At 72.8% G+C, this 16509-nt stretch carries 14 protein-coding genes; 12 read left to right on the plus strand and 2 right to left on the minus strand.

Annotation, left to right across the window (positions count from 1 at the left end; translation table 11 throughout):
- Window positions 1–25: 25 nt before the first annotated feature.
- Both ACFQUZ_RS14815 and ACFQUZ_RS14820 read right to left on the minus strand, forming a co-directional pair.
- Window positions 26–556 (minus strand): DinB family protein, encoded by a 531-nt coding sequence (locus ACFQUZ_RS14815; RefSeq protein WP_377442324.1) that lies wholly within the window; start codon window positions 554–556, stop codon window positions 26–28.
- Between the two features lie 84 nt (window positions 557–640).
- Window positions 641–2365 carry an alkaline phosphatase D family protein gene (locus ACFQUZ_RS14820; RefSeq protein WP_377442326.1) on the minus strand — a complete coding sequence of 575 codons (1725 nt, stop codon included), beginning with the start codon at window positions 2363–2365 and terminating at the stop codon, window positions 641–643.
- A gap of 307 nt (window positions 2366–2672) precedes the next feature.
- Between ACFQUZ_RS14820 and ftsY the strand changes: the two genes are divergently transcribed.
- The 12 genes from ftsY to ACFQUZ_RS14880 all read left to right on the plus strand — a co-directional run bounded on the left by ftsY (window position 2673) and on the right by ACFQUZ_RS14880 (window position 16493).
- Window positions 2673–3872 (plus strand): signal recognition particle-docking protein FtsY, encoded by a 1200-nt coding sequence (gene ftsY / locus ACFQUZ_RS14825; RefSeq protein ID WP_377442329.1) that lies wholly within the window; start codon window positions 2673–2675, stop codon window positions 3870–3872.
- A gap of 78 nt (window positions 3873–3950) precedes the next feature.
- On the plus strand, window positions 3951–4739 hold the full coding sequence (locus ACFQUZ_RS14830) for an aminoglycoside phosphotransferase family protein (protein WP_377442331.1): 789 nt from the start codon (window positions 3951–3953) through the stop codon (window positions 4737–4739).
- 347 nt (window positions 4740–5086) lie between these two features.
- On the plus strand, window positions 5087–6553 hold the full coding sequence (locus ACFQUZ_RS14835; protein WP_377442333.1) for an ammonium transporter: 1467 nt from the start codon (window positions 5087–5089) through the stop codon (window positions 6551–6553).
- 25 nt (window positions 6554–6578) lie between these two features.
- Complete coding sequence (locus ACFQUZ_RS14840; protein WP_377442431.1) at window positions 6579–6917, plus strand: P-II family nitrogen regulator; 339 nt, start codon at window positions 6579–6581, stop codon at window positions 6915–6917.
- 27 nt (window positions 6918–6944) lie between these two features.
- Window positions 6945–9185: a [protein-PII] uridylyltransferase gene (locus tag ACFQUZ_RS14845; RefSeq protein WP_377442335.1), complete on the plus strand. Its 2241-nt coding sequence runs from the start codon at window positions 6945–6947 to the stop codon at window positions 9183–9185.
- Between the two features lie 101 nt (window positions 9186–9286).
- A complete protein-coding gene (locus ACFQUZ_RS14850) occupies window positions 9287–10210 on the plus strand; it encodes an ABC transporter ATP-binding protein (RefSeq protein WP_377442337.1) in 924 nt (307 codons plus the stop codon).
- On the plus strand, window positions 10200–11021 hold the full coding sequence (locus ACFQUZ_RS14855; protein ID WP_377442339.1) for an ABC transporter permease subunit: 822 nt from the start codon (window positions 10200–10202) through the stop codon (window positions 11019–11021). The genes ACFQUZ_RS14850 and ACFQUZ_RS14855 overlap by 11 nt, the downstream gene beginning before the upstream one ends.
- A gap of 4 nt (window positions 11022–11025) precedes the next feature.
- Window positions 11026–12300 (plus strand): sensor histidine kinase, encoded by a 1275-nt coding sequence (locus ACFQUZ_RS14860; RefSeq protein WP_377442342.1) that lies wholly within the window; start codon window positions 11026–11028, stop codon window positions 12298–12300.
- Window positions 12297–12953 carry a response regulator gene (locus tag ACFQUZ_RS14865; RefSeq protein WP_377442345.1) on the plus strand — a complete coding sequence of 219 codons (657 nt, stop codon included), beginning with the start codon at window positions 12297–12299 and terminating at the stop codon, window positions 12951–12953. Before ACFQUZ_RS14860 ends, ACFQUZ_RS14865 begins: the two co-directional genes overlap by 4 nt.
- A 218-nt stretch (window positions 12954–13171) precedes the next feature.
- A complete protein-coding gene (gene ffh, locus ACFQUZ_RS14870; RefSeq protein WP_377442348.1) occupies window positions 13172–14743 on the plus strand; it encodes a signal recognition particle protein in 1572 nt (523 codons plus the stop codon).
- A gap of 73 nt (window positions 14744–14816) precedes the next feature.
- Window positions 14817–15395: a Uma2 family endonuclease gene (locus ACFQUZ_RS14875; RefSeq protein ID WP_377442350.1), complete on the plus strand. Its 579-nt coding sequence runs from the start codon at window positions 14817–14819 to the stop codon at window positions 15393–15395.
- An 18-nt stretch (window positions 15396–15413) separates the two neighbouring features.
- Window positions 15414–16493 (plus strand): amidohydrolase family protein, encoded by a 1080-nt coding sequence (locus ACFQUZ_RS14880; RefSeq protein ID WP_377442352.1) that lies wholly within the window; start codon window positions 15414–15416, stop codon window positions 16491–16493.
- Window positions 16494–16509: the final 16 nt, after the last annotated feature.

Raw genomic sequence — 16509 nt, forward strand, 5'->3', positions numbered from 1 at the left:
GCGCCGCCGCGCGAGGACGGACCTGTCAGTTGCCGGTGACGCCGTCGATGCGTTCCCGGATCAGGTCGGCGTGCCCGAGATGCTGGGCGTACTCCTCGATCATGTGGATGTAGACCCAGCGCAGACTCGTCTCGTTGACGCTGCCGTCGCGCCGGCGGAGCACGAACGTCTCGTCAAGCGACCGGCCGGCAACCGCCGCGCGGGCCGCGTCCAGCTCCGCGTGGAACAGGGCGAAGTCGGCCTCGGCGTCCGCCTCCGCGACGTCCTCGAAGTCGATGTCCCCCCGCTCCTCGGTCTCGAACAGGCGGGGCACGTCCTCCCCGGCGAACCGTTCGCGGAACCACACCCGCTCCACGTACGCCATGTGCCGGACCAGGCCGAGCAGGGTCAGGTTGGACGGCTCCACACTGGCGATCTTGAGCTGCTCGGCGGTCAGGCCGGCGCACTTGGCCAGCAGGCTGTGTCGGTGCCAGTCCAGGAAGTTGTCAAGCGTCGTCCGCTCGTCGCCGGCATAGATCCCGGCGGGCCGGGACACCTCGGGTGCGATCCACGTCATCCACCCATGATCAGTGACCGCCCCCACGCCCGCCACCCCCACCCCCCACTCCGTCGATCTAGGGCAGATGGTCGTGATTGGAGATCAACTGGCGACCATCTGCCCTAGACCGACGGAGTGGGGGGTGGGGGTCAGGGAGACGGCGGCGACGATGCGGAGGTCGCCCTCCTTGGTGGTGCCTTCGATGCTCACCTCGGCGGCGGGGCCGTCGTGGCACAGGGTGGTGACCGCGTTACCGAAGTACGGCCCGGCGGTCCGGCGCCAGCGCACCGACGGCGAACGTACCCCGGCCGTGGCGGCCAGCGCCCGGATCGCCGCGCTGGGCCCGGACCACCAGCCGAGCCGCATCAGCGGCCGCAGCACCGCGGGCACCTGGTTGTGGATCGGTGAACAGGTCAGCTGGTGTACCGGCGTGGTGGTCGGGGTACGGAACCGGGCCCGGGCCACGTACGAGTGGTGCACGTCGCCGGAGATCACGCTGATCGAGGCCGGCGCGGGGTACGCGGGCCCGGCGCCGACCCGGTCGCCCGGCCCTTCCCGGTCGCCGGTGCCGAGCCGGGCGAACAGCTCGGCCAATGCCTCGAACGACCGCGAGAAGGCGCCCCAGTGCTCCAGGTCCATGCCCCGGCGCAGCTTCTCGGCCGCCGCGGCGGCCCACCGTCGCCGGGAGCCGGTGAGCCGCTCGTTCCACGACTCCAGGTGGTGGATGCCCGGTGGCATGAGCCACGGCAGCGAGGAGCCGACGACCAGGTGGTCGTAGGAGCCGTGCGCCCGGTCGAGGAACCAGGCCCACTCCGCCGCCGGCAGCATGGACCGGGCGCCCTCGTCGAGCACCCGGTTGCACCGGTTGTCGAGCACGACGAGCCGGGTGCGGCCGACATCCAGCGCGTAGCTCCACTGGTAGCTGCGCGGTTTGTCGGTGCCAGCCTCCGCGTCCACCCGGGCGGCGAACTCGCGCAGCACCTCGGTGGCGTCCGGGACCGAGGTGACCGCCCGGTAGACCGGATCGGTGGCGATCTCGTCCGGGTGCAGGTTGCCGAGGTGCTGGTACACCCAGTACGAGGCCAACCCGCTGATGATCCGCTCGGTCCACCAGTCCTGCCGGCCGGCGTCCGCCCGCCAGGAGGCGGACGTGTTCCAGTCGTCGATGATCTCGTGGTCGTCGAAGATCATGACACTCGGCACGGTCGCCATCAGCCAGCGGATCTCCGGATCCCGCCACGATTCCAGGTAGAGCTTCGTGTACTCGTCGTAGGTGACCACCTGGGTGGCCGGTGCGCCCTCCGGCCGCCGCCGGCGCCGGCGCAGCAGGCGGCGGATCCGCGGCGAGGTGTGGTCCGCGTACACCTGGTCGCCCAGCAGCACCAGCAGGTCCGGTCCGGCGGCGCCAGCAGCCTCGTCGGCCATCATCCGGCGGGCGTACGCGTCGAGCGCGTCCGGGGGCAGCCGCCGGGTGGTCGAGTGCTGGGTCGTCTCCCGGCAGGACCCGAACAGCAGCCGCACCGGCTGGTCCGCGTCGTCGGCCGGCCGGGTGCGCAGCACGCTCGGCGGATACTCGTACGCGGGCGGGGGCCACACCTGCTCGTCGCCGAGAAACACCTGGTACGGCGTGGTGCTGTCCGGGGTCAGCCCCTCGACCACGACGATGGCGTAGTGATGCCCGTACGCGCTGAAGGTGGGCGCCTCGCCGGCGGCGCCGTCCGGGGTGGCGACCCGCACGAGCGTGGGGGCGCTCGTCTCCACCCAGATGGTGGCCCGGGTGTCGACCACCCGGCGCAGCACCGGCCCGATCCACAGCTCCGGCTTCACGGCAGTCTGCGGCTCGACGGGCGTGGCCCACGGACGTACGGCATGCGGGAACCTCCGGGTGGGTTGAGAGCCTCGCCGGCGGCGACCGCCGGCGCTGGGGTGCGGGTCCTGCATCGCTGGGCAGCAAGGCTACCCCCGCGCGCCGGGGTGGTGGCCCTCGACCAGCGCCGCGACCGGTCGGAGACGCCCGGCGATGACCCGACCGGGCCACGGGGCACGACCGGCCGGACACCCGGCGGAACCCGGACCGGCGGGCCGTGACCCGCCCGATGGGACGCGCCGCGGCGCATCTGTCAGGATTCCGGGCATGACGGAATACCTCGTCCTCGCTCTCGTCCTGCTCGGCGTGCTGGTCCTCGGCGCGCTCGGCCTGGTGGTGCCCAAGCTGCGCCGGCGCCCCGGGCCGTCGGAGGTCGACGTCCGGACCGAGGAGGACCTGGCCGGCCCGCCGGCGGAGGCCGCCGAGGCGGACCGGAGCGCCACGATCGTCCAGGAACCTCCGGTGCTGTACCCGCCGGAGACCGCCGAGCCGGCCGAAACCGCGCCGCCGGTGGAGCGTCCCGAGCCGACCGCCGGCCGGCTGGTCCGGCTGCGGGACCGGCTGTCCCGCTCGCAGAACGTCTTCGGCCGTGGGCTGCTCGGTCTGCTCAGCCGGGACCGGCTGGACGAGGACACCTGGGAGGAGATCGAGGACAGCCTGATCACCGCCGACGTGGGGGTGGACGCCACCCGGGAGATCGTGGACCGGCTCCGGGAGCGTACCCGGGTGTTGGGCACCCGAAGTGGCACCGAACTTCGCGCGCTGCTCGCCGCCGAGTTGGTGAACGCCCTCGGTCCGGAGCTGGACCGCTCGCTGAAGGCCACCGCGCACGACGGCGTACCGGGGGTGGTGCTGGTCGTCGGCGTCAACGGAGCCGGCAAGACCACCACCTGCGGCAAGATCGCCCGGGTGCTGGTGGCTGACGGCCGGTCCGTCGTCCTCGGCGCCGCCGACACGTTCCGGGCCGCCGCCGCCGACCAGCTCGCCACCTGGGCCGGCCGGGTCGGTGCGGAGGTGGTCCGTGGTGCCGAGCAGGCCGATCCGGCGAGCGTGGCATTCGATGCGGTACGCCGGGGTATCGACAGTGGGGTGGATACCGTCCTCATCGACACCGCGGGCCGCCTGCAGAACAAGGTCGGTCTCATGGACGAGTTGGGCAAGGTCAAGCGGGTGGTGGAGAAGCATGGACCGATCGACGAGACGCTGCTGGTCCTCGACGCCACCACCGGCCAGAACGGGCTGGAGCAGGCCCGGGTCTTCACCGAGGTGGTGAACGTCACGGGCGTGGCACTCACCAAGCTGGACGGTACGGCCAAGGGCGGCATCGTGATCGCGGTGCAGAACAAGCTCGGCATCCCGGTCAAGCTGGTCGGTCTCGGGGAGGGCCCGGACGACCTGGCGCCCTTCGAGCCCAGTCAGTTCGTGGACGCGTTGCTCGGTACCGAGCCGCTGGGCACGGACGCGTAGCCTCGGGTGAGCAGCGATCAGCGGGCCGGCGCCTGGCGTGACCCCCGCGACCAGGGCCCCCGCCTCGGGAGACCGTACGTGACTTCGCAGGAGATCCCGCTGCACGGCGGGAACGTGAGCACTGTGGTGCGGGTGGGCGACACGGTGCGCCGCAATGTCGGCCCATGGACCCCGGCGGTGCACGCCCTGCTGCGGCACCTGGAGTACGTCGGGTTCACCGGCTCGCCTCGGGCGCTCGGTATGGACGAGCGAAACCGGGAGGTACTGTCCTACCTTGAGGGCGAGTGCGGTGAATATCCCCTCAAACCGCACTGGGTGACCGACGAGGCGCTTGTCACCGTCGCCACCATGCTGCGGATGTTCCACGACGCGCAGTACGGGTTCAATCCGCCGCGGGGGGCGGTGTGGCGCTCGTTCGGCCCGCCCCCGCCGGACACCGAGGTGATCTGCCACCACGACGCCGCCCCGCACAACGTGATCTGGCGGCCGGACGGCACCCTCGCCCTGATCGACTTCGACCTCGCGTCGCCGGGTGCCCGGATCTACGACGTCGCGTACGCGGCCTGGACCTGGGTGCCGCTCTTCTCCGACCGGGACTCGTACACCCTGGGCTGGAAGCGGCCCGACCGGCCGCGGCGGCTGCGGCTGTTCGCCGACGCGTACGGGTTGATCCCGCGGGACCGGCACCGGCTGGTGCGGACGATCCGCAAGCGGATCGTGGACCACGTGGAGGGGATCCGCCGGATGGCGGCGGCGGGCGACCCGGCCTTCGTCCGGATCGTGCACAAGGGCCACCTCCGCCGCCCGATGCGGGACCTGCGGCTGCTCGACCACGAGCGCCAGCACCTGGAGTGGGCGCTGCGCTGAGAACCGTCCGGCGATCGGCTTGCCCGGATGGCCGGAATCCGCCGTTTGGGCTCGGCCGCCGACGACTTCGGCCCGGGACTGACGGTTGACGAGATTGTCCCAGCGGGTCGGCCAAGCGATCGATCTGCGGCGGTGAATGCACGGTTCGTTCATCGGCTGGAAACAATCGGTGACCGAGTCGAAACGCGCCCGGACTTCGGGTGAAACAGCCGCCGTAAAGGCTTTGGCCAGCCGGCGGACGGGCGGCGCTGCCCGACGTGGTGTGGGGAAGTCCCGTGGACCTGCGACGGAGGTCCACGGGACGCCCCTCAAAACGAAGGGATTTCACCCCGATATAGGAGGCCAGCGTGCCTGAGGCGACGATCGACACGGGCCACACCGCGTGGCTGCTGGTGTCGACTGCGCTAGTCCTGCTGATGACCCCCGGTCTGGCGCTGTTCTACGGCGGGCTGAACCGGGCCAAGGGCGTCCTGAACATGATGTTGATGAGCTTCAGCGCGATCGGGCTCATCTCCGTGCTCTGGTTGGCCTACGGCTTCTCGCTCGCCTTCGGCAGTAACGACAGCGAGAGCGCGAACGGGTTCATCGGCAGCTTCACCCAGTACCTGGGAACCAAGACGTTCCCCGCGGAACTGTGGGGCGCCACCGCCGAGAACCCGAGCGGCATCGGCATCCCGACCTACGTGTTCCTCACCTTCCAGCTCACCTTCGCGGTGATCACCGTGGCGCTGATCAGCGGCGCCATCTCCGACCGGGCCAAGCTGGCCGGCTGGCTGCTCTTCGCGGCCGGCTGGTTCACCCTGGTCTACGTGCCGGTGGCGCACTGGGTCTGGGGCGGCGGCTTCATCGGCGCCGACCTGCACGCCCTGGACTTCGCCGGCGGTACGGCGGTGCACATCAACTCCGGCGCCGCGGCCCTCGGCCTGGCGTTGGTGCTCGGCAAGCGGATCGGCTGGCCACGGAATCGGTTCACCCCGCACAACGTGCCGTTCGTGGCGCTCGGCGCCGGGCTGCTCTGGTTCGGCTGGTTCGGCTTCAACGCCGGCTCCGAGTTGGCCGCCGACGGGATCACCGGCCTCGCCCTGATCAACACCCAGGTCGCGACCGCCGCCGCGGTGCTCGGCTGGATCGCGGTGGAGTGGCTGCGTACCGGGAAGCCGACCCTCGTCGGCGCATCCTCCGGCGCGGTCGCCGGCCTGGTGGCGGTCACCCCGGCCTGCGGGTTCATCGCACCGTTCGCCGCGGTGCTGCTCGGTCTGGTGGCCGGCGCGGTCTGTGCCTTCGCGGTGAGCTGGAAGTACAAGCTCGGCTTCGACGACTCGCTGGACGTGGTCGGGATCCACTTCGTCGGCGGCTGGATCGGTTCGCTCTGGCTCGGCCTGTTCGCCACCGTCGCCGCCAACCCGGCCATCGCCGAGGTCATCGGCGCCTCCGACGGGCTGTTCTACGGCGGCGGGCTCACCCAGTTCGGCCGGCAGGCGGCGGCCAGCGCGGTGGTGACCGTATGGTCCTTCGCCGTCGCGTACGGGCTCGGCTGGCTGATCAACAAGACCATCGGGTTCCGCGTGTCCGCCGAGGCCGAGGTGGACGGGATCGACGTGGCCGAGCACGCGGAGAGCGGCTACGACCTGTCCCCGGCCGGTGGCGCCGGTCCGGCCGGGGCGTTCGCCCTCGCCGGCATCGGCGGGACGCCCGACGGCGAACCGGCGGTGACGGGGAGCGCGGCCCCCGACGGTGGAAAGGCCGCGGCGGCCGAGCCCGCCGCGGGTCCGGCGGCACCCGCCGCCGGGGTCGGCGAGAAGGTCCACGGCTAACGTTGCGGCGATGGAGGGGTTGGACATGAAGCTGGTGACCGCGGTCATCAAGCCTTACCAGCTCGACGCGGTCAAGGAGGCCCTGCACGCCCTCGGCGTGGCCGGCCTGACCGTGAGCGAGGTGCAGGGGTACGGGCGGCAGAAGGGGCACACGGAGGTGTACCGGGGCGCCGAGTACACCGTGGAGTTCCTGCCGAAGATCCGGGTGGAGGTGCTCACCGACGAGATGGATGTCGACAAGATCGTCGACGCCGTGGTGGCCGCCGCGCGTACCGGAAAGATCGGTGACGGGAAGGTATGGGTGACCCCGGTCGAGGACGTGGTCCGGGTGCGGACCGGCGAACGCGGCCTGGACGCCCTGTAGAGACGCCCCTCTTACCCGGTGGCCAGGATGGACGCGTCACGACCGGCCGGTTCGGCCGACGCGGACCTCCTGGTCGCCGGGGAGGGCCTGGTCGGCGCCGCCGCCCGTGGACAGCGGGCGGCGGCGCTCGACGCCTGGCTGACGGAGTTGTTGCCGGCCGGCCTCCCGGCCACCGGCGTCGCCCTGCTCGCCGTCGGCGGGCTGGGCCGCCGGGAATGTGCCCCGCACGGGGACCTCGACCTGGTGTTGCTGCACGCCGGGGTGCCCGGCATCGCCGACCTGGCGGCGACGCTCTGGTATCCGATCTGGGACGCCGGCCGGGCGCTGGACCACTCGGTGCGGACCGTGCCGGAGGCCCTGTCGATGGCCCACGACGACCTGAAGGTGGCGGTGGGGCTGCTCGACGCCCGCCCGGTCGCCGGGGACGCGACGCTGGCCGGGCAACTCGTCACGGCGGCCACGGACCAGTGGCGGCGCACCGCCGTCCGCCGGCTGCCCGGGTTGCGCGAACTCACCGAGAAGCGCTGGGAAACCCACGGTGAGCTGGCATTCCTGCTCGAGGGCGACGTCAAGGAGGCGGCCGGCGGGCTGCGCGACGTCGGCGTGCTGCGGGCCATCGCCCGAGCCGGGGTCACCGACGCGCAGCGGCCGGCGGTCCGGGCCGCCCAACTGCGCCTGCTGGACACCCGGGACGCTTTGCACGCGACCACCGGCCGCCGGGTGGACCGGCTGGTGGCCCAGGAACGCGACGCCGTGGCCGGCCTGCTCGGGCTCGCCGGCGGCGACGCCCTGCTGCGCCGGGTCGCCGGCGACGCCCGTACGGTGAGCCACGCCCTGGCCGACGCCTGGCGAGCCGCCGAGCGGATGTCGCGGCACCGGCGCCCCGGACCGCCGATCCGTCGCCCGGTCGCCCCAGACGTGGTTGAGCAGGACGGCGAACTGGTGCTGGCGCGTACCGCCGTCCAGGCGCGGCCCGATCCCACCCTGTCGCTGCGGGTGGCGGCCGCCGCCGCCACGCACCGCAGGCCGATCGCCCGGTCCACCGGCGAGTGGCTCGCCGCCTACAGCCCGCCGCTGCCGGCGCCGTGGCCGCCGGCGGCCCGGTCCGCGTTCGTCCGGCTGCTCGGCGCGGGTGCCGGCCTGGTGCCCGCGTGGGAGAGCTGCGAGCGGTACGGCCTGGTCGACGGCTGGCTGCCGGACTGGCCCCGGCTGCGCAGCCTGCCGCAGCACAACCCGGTACACCGGTACACGGTCGACCGGCACCTGGTGGTCACCGCCGCCGAGGCCGGCGCGCTGACCCGGGAGGTGGACCGGCCCGACCTGCTGCTGATCGCGGCGTTGCTGCACGACATCGGCAAGGGCCTGCCCGGTGGCGAGCACAGCGTCGTCGGCGCCCCGATCGCCGGTGCGCTGGCCAGCCGGATTGGCCTGCCGCCGGCCGACGTGGACCTGATCGAGCGGCTGGTCCGGCTGCACCTGCTGCTGCCGGAGACGGCCACCCGGCGCGACCTCACCGATCCGGTGACCATCTCCGCGGTCGCCGGGGCGGTGGGCGACGCGGGCACCCTCGGCCTGCTGCACGCGCTGGCCCGCGCCGACGCCCGGGCCACCGGACCGGCGGCCTGGTCGCCGTGGAAGGACCGGCTGATCGCCGAGCTGGTCGACCGGGTGGGCACGGCACTGCGTACGGGTGAACTGCCCGCCCCACCGGAGCCGGACCCGGCCCTGGCGGTCGGCCCGCTACCGGTGATCCGGGTGACCGGTGACGAGGTGGCGGTGGCGGCGGCCGACCGGCCCGGGCTGCTCGCCTCGGTCGCCGGCTGCCTCGCCGTACACCGGCTGGAGGTGCTCACCGCGGACGCCGGAACGATCGCCGGCCGGGCCACGGTGAGCTGCCGGGTGCAGCCGCGCTACGCCGGTCCGCCGGACCCGGTCGCGCTCGCCGCCGACCTGCGTCGGGTGCTGGCCGGGGACGCGGCGGTGCTGAGCCGGCTGCGCCGGTCGCCGGCCGGGTCGGGGGCGGCGCCCAGGGTGATGTGGCACGCCGCCGCGGCGACCGGGGCCACCGTGCTGGAGTTGCGCGCCGCCGACGCGGCCGGGCTGCTGCACCGGGTGTGCGCGGCGCTCGCCGGCGCCGGTGCCGAGGTGCGCGCCGCCCGGATCAGCACCCTCGGTGCCGACGTGGTGGACGCCTTCTACCTGGTTGGTGACTGGTCCGCGCTGGCCGACCGGGAGCGGGTCGAGGCCGCGGTCCTCGCCGCCATGTGAGATTGCCAGTGGCTTCCCCAACCGCGTACGTCGGTCGGCGTACCCGGAGAGCCGCCCACTGCCGGACGCGCCGCGACGGCGTCCCCGGCAGCCTGACTGACATGACGAACCTGGATGCCAACGGCCCGCCGGTGCGGGCCGTGGGGCTGACCAAACGGTACGGAGACCTGGCCGCCGTGGACGCGCTCGACCTGACCGTGCGCACCGGCGAGGTGTACGGCTTCCTCGGTCCGAACGGTGCGGGCAAGACCACCACCCTGCGGATGCTGCTCGGGCTGGTCCGTCCCACCGGCGGCGCGGTGCGCCTGTTCGGCGCCCGCCCCGGCGACCCGCGCCACCTGCGGCAGGTGGGCGCGCTGATCGAGGGCCCGGCGTTCTATCCGTACCTGTCCGGTCGGGACAACCTGCGGGTGCTGGCCCGCTACGCGGGCGCGCCGGGGCGCCGGGTGCCGGTGGTGCTGGACGTCGTCGACCTGACCGACCGGGCCGGCGACCGCTACGTGACCTATTCGCTGGGCATGAAGCAGCGGCTCGGCGTGGCGGCGGCCCTGCTCAAGGACCCTCGGCTGCTGATCCTGGACGAGCCGACGAACGGCCTGGACCCGGCCGGCATGGCGGACATGCGGACGCTGATCCGCCGGCTCGGCGCCGGCGGCTGCACGGTGCTGCTCTCCAGCCACCTGCTCGGCGAGGTGCAGCAGATCTGTGACCGGGTCGGGGTGATCGCCGGTGGCCGGCTGGTCGCCGAGAGCACGGTCGCCGAGCTGCGCGGCGGCGCGGCGCTGCGGGTGGTGGCCGAGCCGGTCGACCGGGCCGCCGACCTGGCCCGAGCACTGCTCGGCGCCGACCGGGTACGCGTGCGGGACGGCGCCCTGGAGTTGGCGGTGGAACCGGACCGGGCCGCCGCGGTCAACGCCGAACTGGTCGACGCGGGTGTCGCGGTCAGCGAGTTGCGGCCATGCGAGCGCGACCTCGAGGACGTGTTCCTGGAACTCACCGGAGGAGGGCTGAGGAGTGTCGGGTAGCTTCGCGGCGGAACTGACCAAGCTGCTCCGGCGGCCGGCGACCTGGCTGCTGCTGGCCGTGGCCCTGGTGCTCAGCCTGGTCTTCACCTACCTGTTGCCGTACGCCGGCTACGCGGGCGGGACCGGCGGACCGAACGCCGACCGGGGGTTGGCCGCGATGCTGCCGGCGAACCTGGTCGGGAACTCGATCGGCGGCCTGCCCATCTTCCTCGGTGCCATCATGGTGATCCTCGGCGTGCTCACGGTCGGCGGCGAGTACGGCTGGGGAACGTGGAAGACCGTCCTCACCCAGGGACCGTCCCGGCTGGCGGTGCTCGGCGGCAAGCTGCTCGCCCTGGCGGTCGCCACGCTCGCGGTCGTGCTGGTCCTGTTCGGCGGGGGTGCCGTCGCCGGCGCGCTGATCGCCATGGCCGAGGAGCAGCCGGTCACCTGGCCGTCGGCCGCGGACCTGCTGGTCGGGGTGGGCGCCGGGTGGCTGGTGGCGGCGATGTGGGCGGCGTTCGGCGGCCTGCTCGCCGTGCTGATGCGGGGCGTGGCGATGCCGGTGGGCCTCGGCCTGGTGTGGCTGCTCGCCGTGCAGAACCTGCTGGCCGGGGTGGCGGCACCGCTGCTGGACTGGATGGCCCAGCTCCAGAAGGTGCTCCCCGGGCCGAACGCCGGATCGCTCGTGGCGGCGCTCGGCGCAGCTGCCGACACGCCCGGCGTACAGGCGGTGGTGGGTGGGGGTCAGGCGGCCTGGGTGGTGGCCGCGTACCTGGTCGGCTTCGTGGCGCTGACCGCCGTGTACCTGCGCCGTCGTGACATCCTGTAGCGCCATGGACCCGTTGGACGGGCCGCGTCCAGCAGCGGTCGACCGGGGAACCGCGGCCGGTGGCCGGCGGTGGTCGGTCCGGTCGGCGCGCCGGGCGGGGTTCGACCTGGTGCTGGCGCTCGGGCTGATGGCCTTCGGGCTGGTCGCCACCAGGTTCGCCGGCGAGAACCAGCCGGGCTCGACGCCGCTGGACACGCTCGGGGTGGCGCTGATCGTCGCCGCCACCGCCGCCCTGGTGGTACGCCGACGCTGGCCGCTTGTCACCCTCGGCGTCGACGCGGTGGCCGTGTCGACGTACCTCGTGCTGGGTTATCCGTACGGGCCGGTCCTGATCGCGTACGTGGTGGCGGTCTACACCGTCGCGACGCGGCTGCCGACGCGCCGAGCCGCGGTCGCCGGGGTGGTCGCCACCGTGGTCCTGTCGGCGCACGTCGTTGCCGGGATGGACGCCCCGGGGTGGTTCGGCCTGCTCCCGGCGTCGGCGTGGACGGTGGTGCCGTTCGCGCTGGGGGTCACCGTCCGACTCAACCGGGAGGCGGTGGAGCGCAACCGGGCCGAACTGGCCCGGCGGCACGCCGACGAGGAACGGTTACGGATCGCGCAGGAGGTGCACGACGTGGTGGGGCACGGCTTGTCGGCCATCAACATGCAGGCGGAGATCGCGCTGCACCTGTTGCCGAAGCGGCCCGAGCAGGCCGAGTCGGCGCTCGAGGCGATCAGCCGGACCAGCCGCGAGGCGCTCGACGAGCTACGGGTGACGCTCGCCGTGGTGCGTCGCGGTGCGGACCGGCAGCCGGCACCCGGGCTGGGCCAGTTGGACCAGCTGCGGGACCGGCTGGCCGGCGCGGGGCTGTCGGTGTCGGTGGCGGTGACCGGGCGGCCGCGGGACCTGCCGGCGGCGGTGGATCTCGCCGGATACCGGGTCGTCCAGGAGTCGCTTACCAATGTGTTGCGGCACGCCGGGCCGGCCACCGCCGCGGTCCGGATCGGGTACGGCGACCGGGAGGTGACCGTGGAGGTGACGGACCAGGCCCGGCGGTCACCGACCGACCAGGCCCGGCGGTCACCGGCGGATCGGTCCGGGTCACCTGTCACCGGCCCGCCGGCCGTTCGCGCCGCGGCGCCGGCTCACTCCGCGCGCACGCCGACCGGGGCCGGCCACGGCCTGGCCGGCATGCGGGAGCGGGTGACGGCCTTGGGCGGGGAGTTCGCCGCCGGACCCCGTCCCGAGGGTGGCTTCCGGGTTTATGCCCGCATCCCGGCGGAGCCGCGGTCATGATCCGGGTGTTGATCGCCGACGACCAGGACCTGGTCCGGCTGGGGCTGCGCACGCTTGTGGAGAGCGAGGAAGGGTTGGCCGTGGCGGGCGAGGCGGCCGATGGGCTCGCGGCGGTGCGGGAGGCACGGCTCGGCCGGCCGGACGTGGTGCTCATGGATGTGCGGATGCCGGGCATCGACGGGATCGAGGCGACCCGCCGGATCGCGGCCGATCCCGACCTTTCCGTCACCCGGGTCATCGTGCTGACCACGTTCGAGCTGGACGAGTACGTCTTCGACGCGCTGCGGTACGGCGCCAGCGGTTTCCTCATCAAGGACACCCGGCCGGCCGAACTGCTCCGCGCCATCCGACTGGTGGCCGAGGGGGAGGCGTTGCTGTCGCCGACGGTGACCCGCCGGGTGGTCCGGGAGTTCGCCACCCGACCTTCCCGGGTGCTCAAACCACATCCCCGGCTCGGCACGCTTACCGACCGGGAGCGGGAGGTCGTCGGTCTGGTCGGGGAGGGGCTCAGCAACGACGAGATCGGCAAGCGGTTGGTGGTGAGTCCGGCGACGGCGCGTACCCATGTGAGCCGGGCGATGACCAAGCTCGGCGCCCGGGACCGGGCCCAGCTCGTGGTCTTCGCGTACCAATCGGGCCTGGTGGATCCCTGACCCCCTGACCCCCGGCTCCCTTCCCTGCTGATCTTGCAGTTTGGGTTGCGATTAAAGCCTTTAAAGACCCAAAAAGGCAACCCAATCTGCAAGATCGGCGCGAGTGGGGGGCGGCGGGCGTCGGAGCGGGCGGTCGAGTCGCCCGTTAGGCTGGCGGTGGGGATGAGCGCCCGGACCGCCGCGTTCGGGCGAAATTACGACAAACGGGATGCCACGCCGTGTTTGACACCTTGAGTGACCGCCTTTCCGGGATCTTCACGAAGCTCCGGAGCAAGGGTCGGCTCACCGACGCCGACATCGACGCCACCGCCCGCGAGATCCGCCTCGCGCTGCTGGAGGCCGACGTCGCGCTGCCGGTGGTCAAGGGGTTCATCGCCCGGGTCAAGGAGCGGGCCCGCGGGGCCGAGGTCTCCCAGGCGCTCAACCCGGCCCAGCAGATCATCAAGATCGTCCACGAGGAGCTGGTCACGGTCCTCGGTGGGGAGGGCCGCCGGCTCCAGTTCGCCAAGCAGCCGCCCACCGTGATCATGCTGGCCGGCCTCCAGGGCTCCGGTAAGACCACCCTCGCCGGCAAGCTCGCCCGCTGGCTCAAGGCCCAGGGCCACCAGCCGCTGCTGGTCGCCGCCGACCTCCAGCGGCCCAACGCCGTCGGGCAGCTCCAGGTGCTCGGCGGCCGGGCTGGCGTCGAGGTGTACGCCCCGGAGCCCGGCAACGGGGTCGGCGACCCGGTCGCCGTGGCGCGTGGCTCGATCGAGCATGCCCGGCGGGCCGCCCGGGACATCGTCATTGTCGACACCGCCGGCCGGCTGGGCATCGACGCCGAGATGATGGCGCAGGCCGCCAACATCCGCGACGCCGTGGACCCCGACGAGGTCATCTTCGTCATCGACGCGATGGTGGGTCAGGACGCGGTCCGCACCGCCGAGGCGTTCCGCGACGGCGTGGGCATCAGCGGCGTGGTGCTCTCCAAGCTGGACGGCGACGCCCGCGGTGGCGCGGCGCTCTCCGTCCGGGAGGTGACCGGCCAGCCGATCCTGTTCGCCTCGACCGGCGAGAAGCTGGAGGACTTCGACGTCTTCCATCCCGACCGGATGGCCAGCCGGATCCTCGGCATGGGCGACGTCCTCACTCTGATCGAGCAGGCCGAGCAGGCCTTCGACGCCGATCAGAAGGAGAAGATGACCGCCAAGCTGATGGGCGGCGAATCCTTCACCCTGGAGGACTTCCTCGACCAGCTCATCGCCGTACGGCGGATGGGTCCGATCGCCAACGTGCTGTCCATGATGCCCGGCATGGGGCAGATGAAGGACCAGCTCGCCGAGCTGGACGACAAGCACTTCGACCGGGTCACCGCGATCATCCGGTCGATGACGCCGGGCGAGCGGAGCAACCCGAAGATCATCAACGGCTCCCGCCGGGCGCGCATCGCCAACGGCTCCGGGGTCACGGTGATGGACGTGAACCAGCTGCTCAACCGGTTCGCCGACGCGCAGAAGATGATGAAGCAGATGGGCGGCATGATGGGCCTGCCCGGCGGCGGCCGGCGCAAGGCCACCAAGTCGCCGAAGAACAAGCGCAAGGGCGGCAAGGGCGGCGGCCGGCCGCGCAGCGGCGTCGGTGCCGGTGGCGGGATGCCTCCCGGCGGCTTCCCGGGCGGCATGCCCAAGCTGCCGCCGGGGCTGGACCCGAACGCGCTGGGGGGCGGCCAGGGCCTGCCGCCCGGGTTCAAGATGCCCAACCTGGACTTCAACAAGCTCGGCAAGACCAAGCGGGACGACAAGCGCGGCTGAGCCGTCGCGTGTCGCATACGGTGAGTGGTGCTCTCATTGCCTAGGGTGAGGAGGTCCCGTGGAAGGAGATGGCATGACCACGGCACCGATCCTGCCGGAGCGGCACGAGTGGACGGTCGACGACCTCGGCGACCTGCCGGGAGACCTTCCGTACGAACTGATCAACGGAAGGTTGATCGTGCCCTCACCCACCGCCCTGCATCAAGACCTCTGTGTACGCCTCATGCTCGCGCTGGAGATCAACTGTCCCGCCGAGATCCTGGTGAGCTTCGACCTGTCGCTTGCTGTGGACCGGCGCAACGAGCCCCGACCCGACGTGGTGGCGATCCGGGTCGAGCACGCCAACCGCAGCCCGGTGCCGGTCGACGACGCGTTGCTGGCCGTCGAGGTCATCTCGCCCAGCTCGATCTTCCGGGACATGTACGACAAGGCGAAGGTCTACGCGCACGCCGGCGTGCGGAACTACTGGGTGGTGGACCCGCTGCACGACGGGATCACGCTCACCGAGTACGCGCTCGGAGCCAACCGCGAGTACGACGTCGTCACCCACACCGCCGACCTGTTCGTCACGGAGCGGCCCTGGAAGGTGTCAGTGGACCTGCCGGCGCTTACCGCGCGGCGGGCCGGACTCCTCGCGCGCGAGGAGAGTTGATCGGGTAGGACTGTGCGCATGGCTCTTCATGTGCGCGGCGTCCTGCTCCCCGACGACGAGGTACGCGACCTGTGGCTGGTCGGCGACCGGGTGACCCTCGACCCGGTGCCCGGCGCGGAGACGGTGGCCGACGGCGGGTTCGTGCTGCCCGGCCTTGTCGACGCGCACTGTCACATCGGGATCGCCCCCGGTGGCGCCCCGATCGCCTCGCTCGACCAGGCCCGGGAACTGGCCACCATCGACAGGGACTCCGGGGTGCTCGCGATCCGGGACGCCGGCTCGCCGTACCCGTACCCGGAACTGGAGGACGAGCCCGGCGTGCCGCGACTGGCCCGCGCCGGCCGGCACGTCGCCCCGCCCAAACGCTACCTGCGCGACATCGGCGTGGAGGTCGAGGCGGCGGACGTGCCGGCGACCGTCACCGAGCAGGCGCGGGCCGGGAACGGCTGGGTCAAGTTGGTCGGCGACTGGATCGAGCGGGACGCCGGTGACCTCGGCCCGGCCTGGGACGCCGACACGATGACCGCCGCCGTGGCGGCCGCGCACGCCGCCGGGGCGCGGGCCGCGGTGCACACGTTCTCCGAGTCGGCCGTGGAGATCATGGTGCGGGCCGGCGTCGACTCGGTGGAGCACGGCACCGGGCTGAGCCTCGACCTGATCGACGAGATGGCGCGCCGGGGGACCGCGCTCGTGCCCACGATGATCAACGTAGCCACGTTCGGCGGGATCGCCGAGAAGGCCCGGGAGAAGTTCCCCGCGTACGCGGAGCACATGCTGGCGCTTCGGGACCGCCTCCCGGAGGTGGTGCGGTCCGCGTACGAGGCCGGGGTGCCGGTGTACGTGGGCACCGACGCCGGCGGCGGCATCAGTCACGGACTGGCGGTCGAGGAGATGCTGCTGCTGCACGAGCGGGCCGGCATGGCGCCGCACCACGTGCTGGCCGCCGGTTCCTGGGAGGCCAGGCGCTGGCTGGGCTTCGCCGGCCTGGTCGAGGGCGGCCTGGCCGACCTCGTGGTCTACGACCGGGACCCGCGCGCCGACCTGTGGACACTCCGGGAGCCGCGCCGAATCATCCTCCGCGGCCAGATAATCCGCTGACCGTCCGACCCGCCAG

The organism is Plantactinospora sp. GCM10030261 (genome assembly GCF_042666615.1).
GTDB lineage: Bacteria > Actinomycetota > Actinomycetes > Mycobacteriales > Micromonosporaceae > KBS50.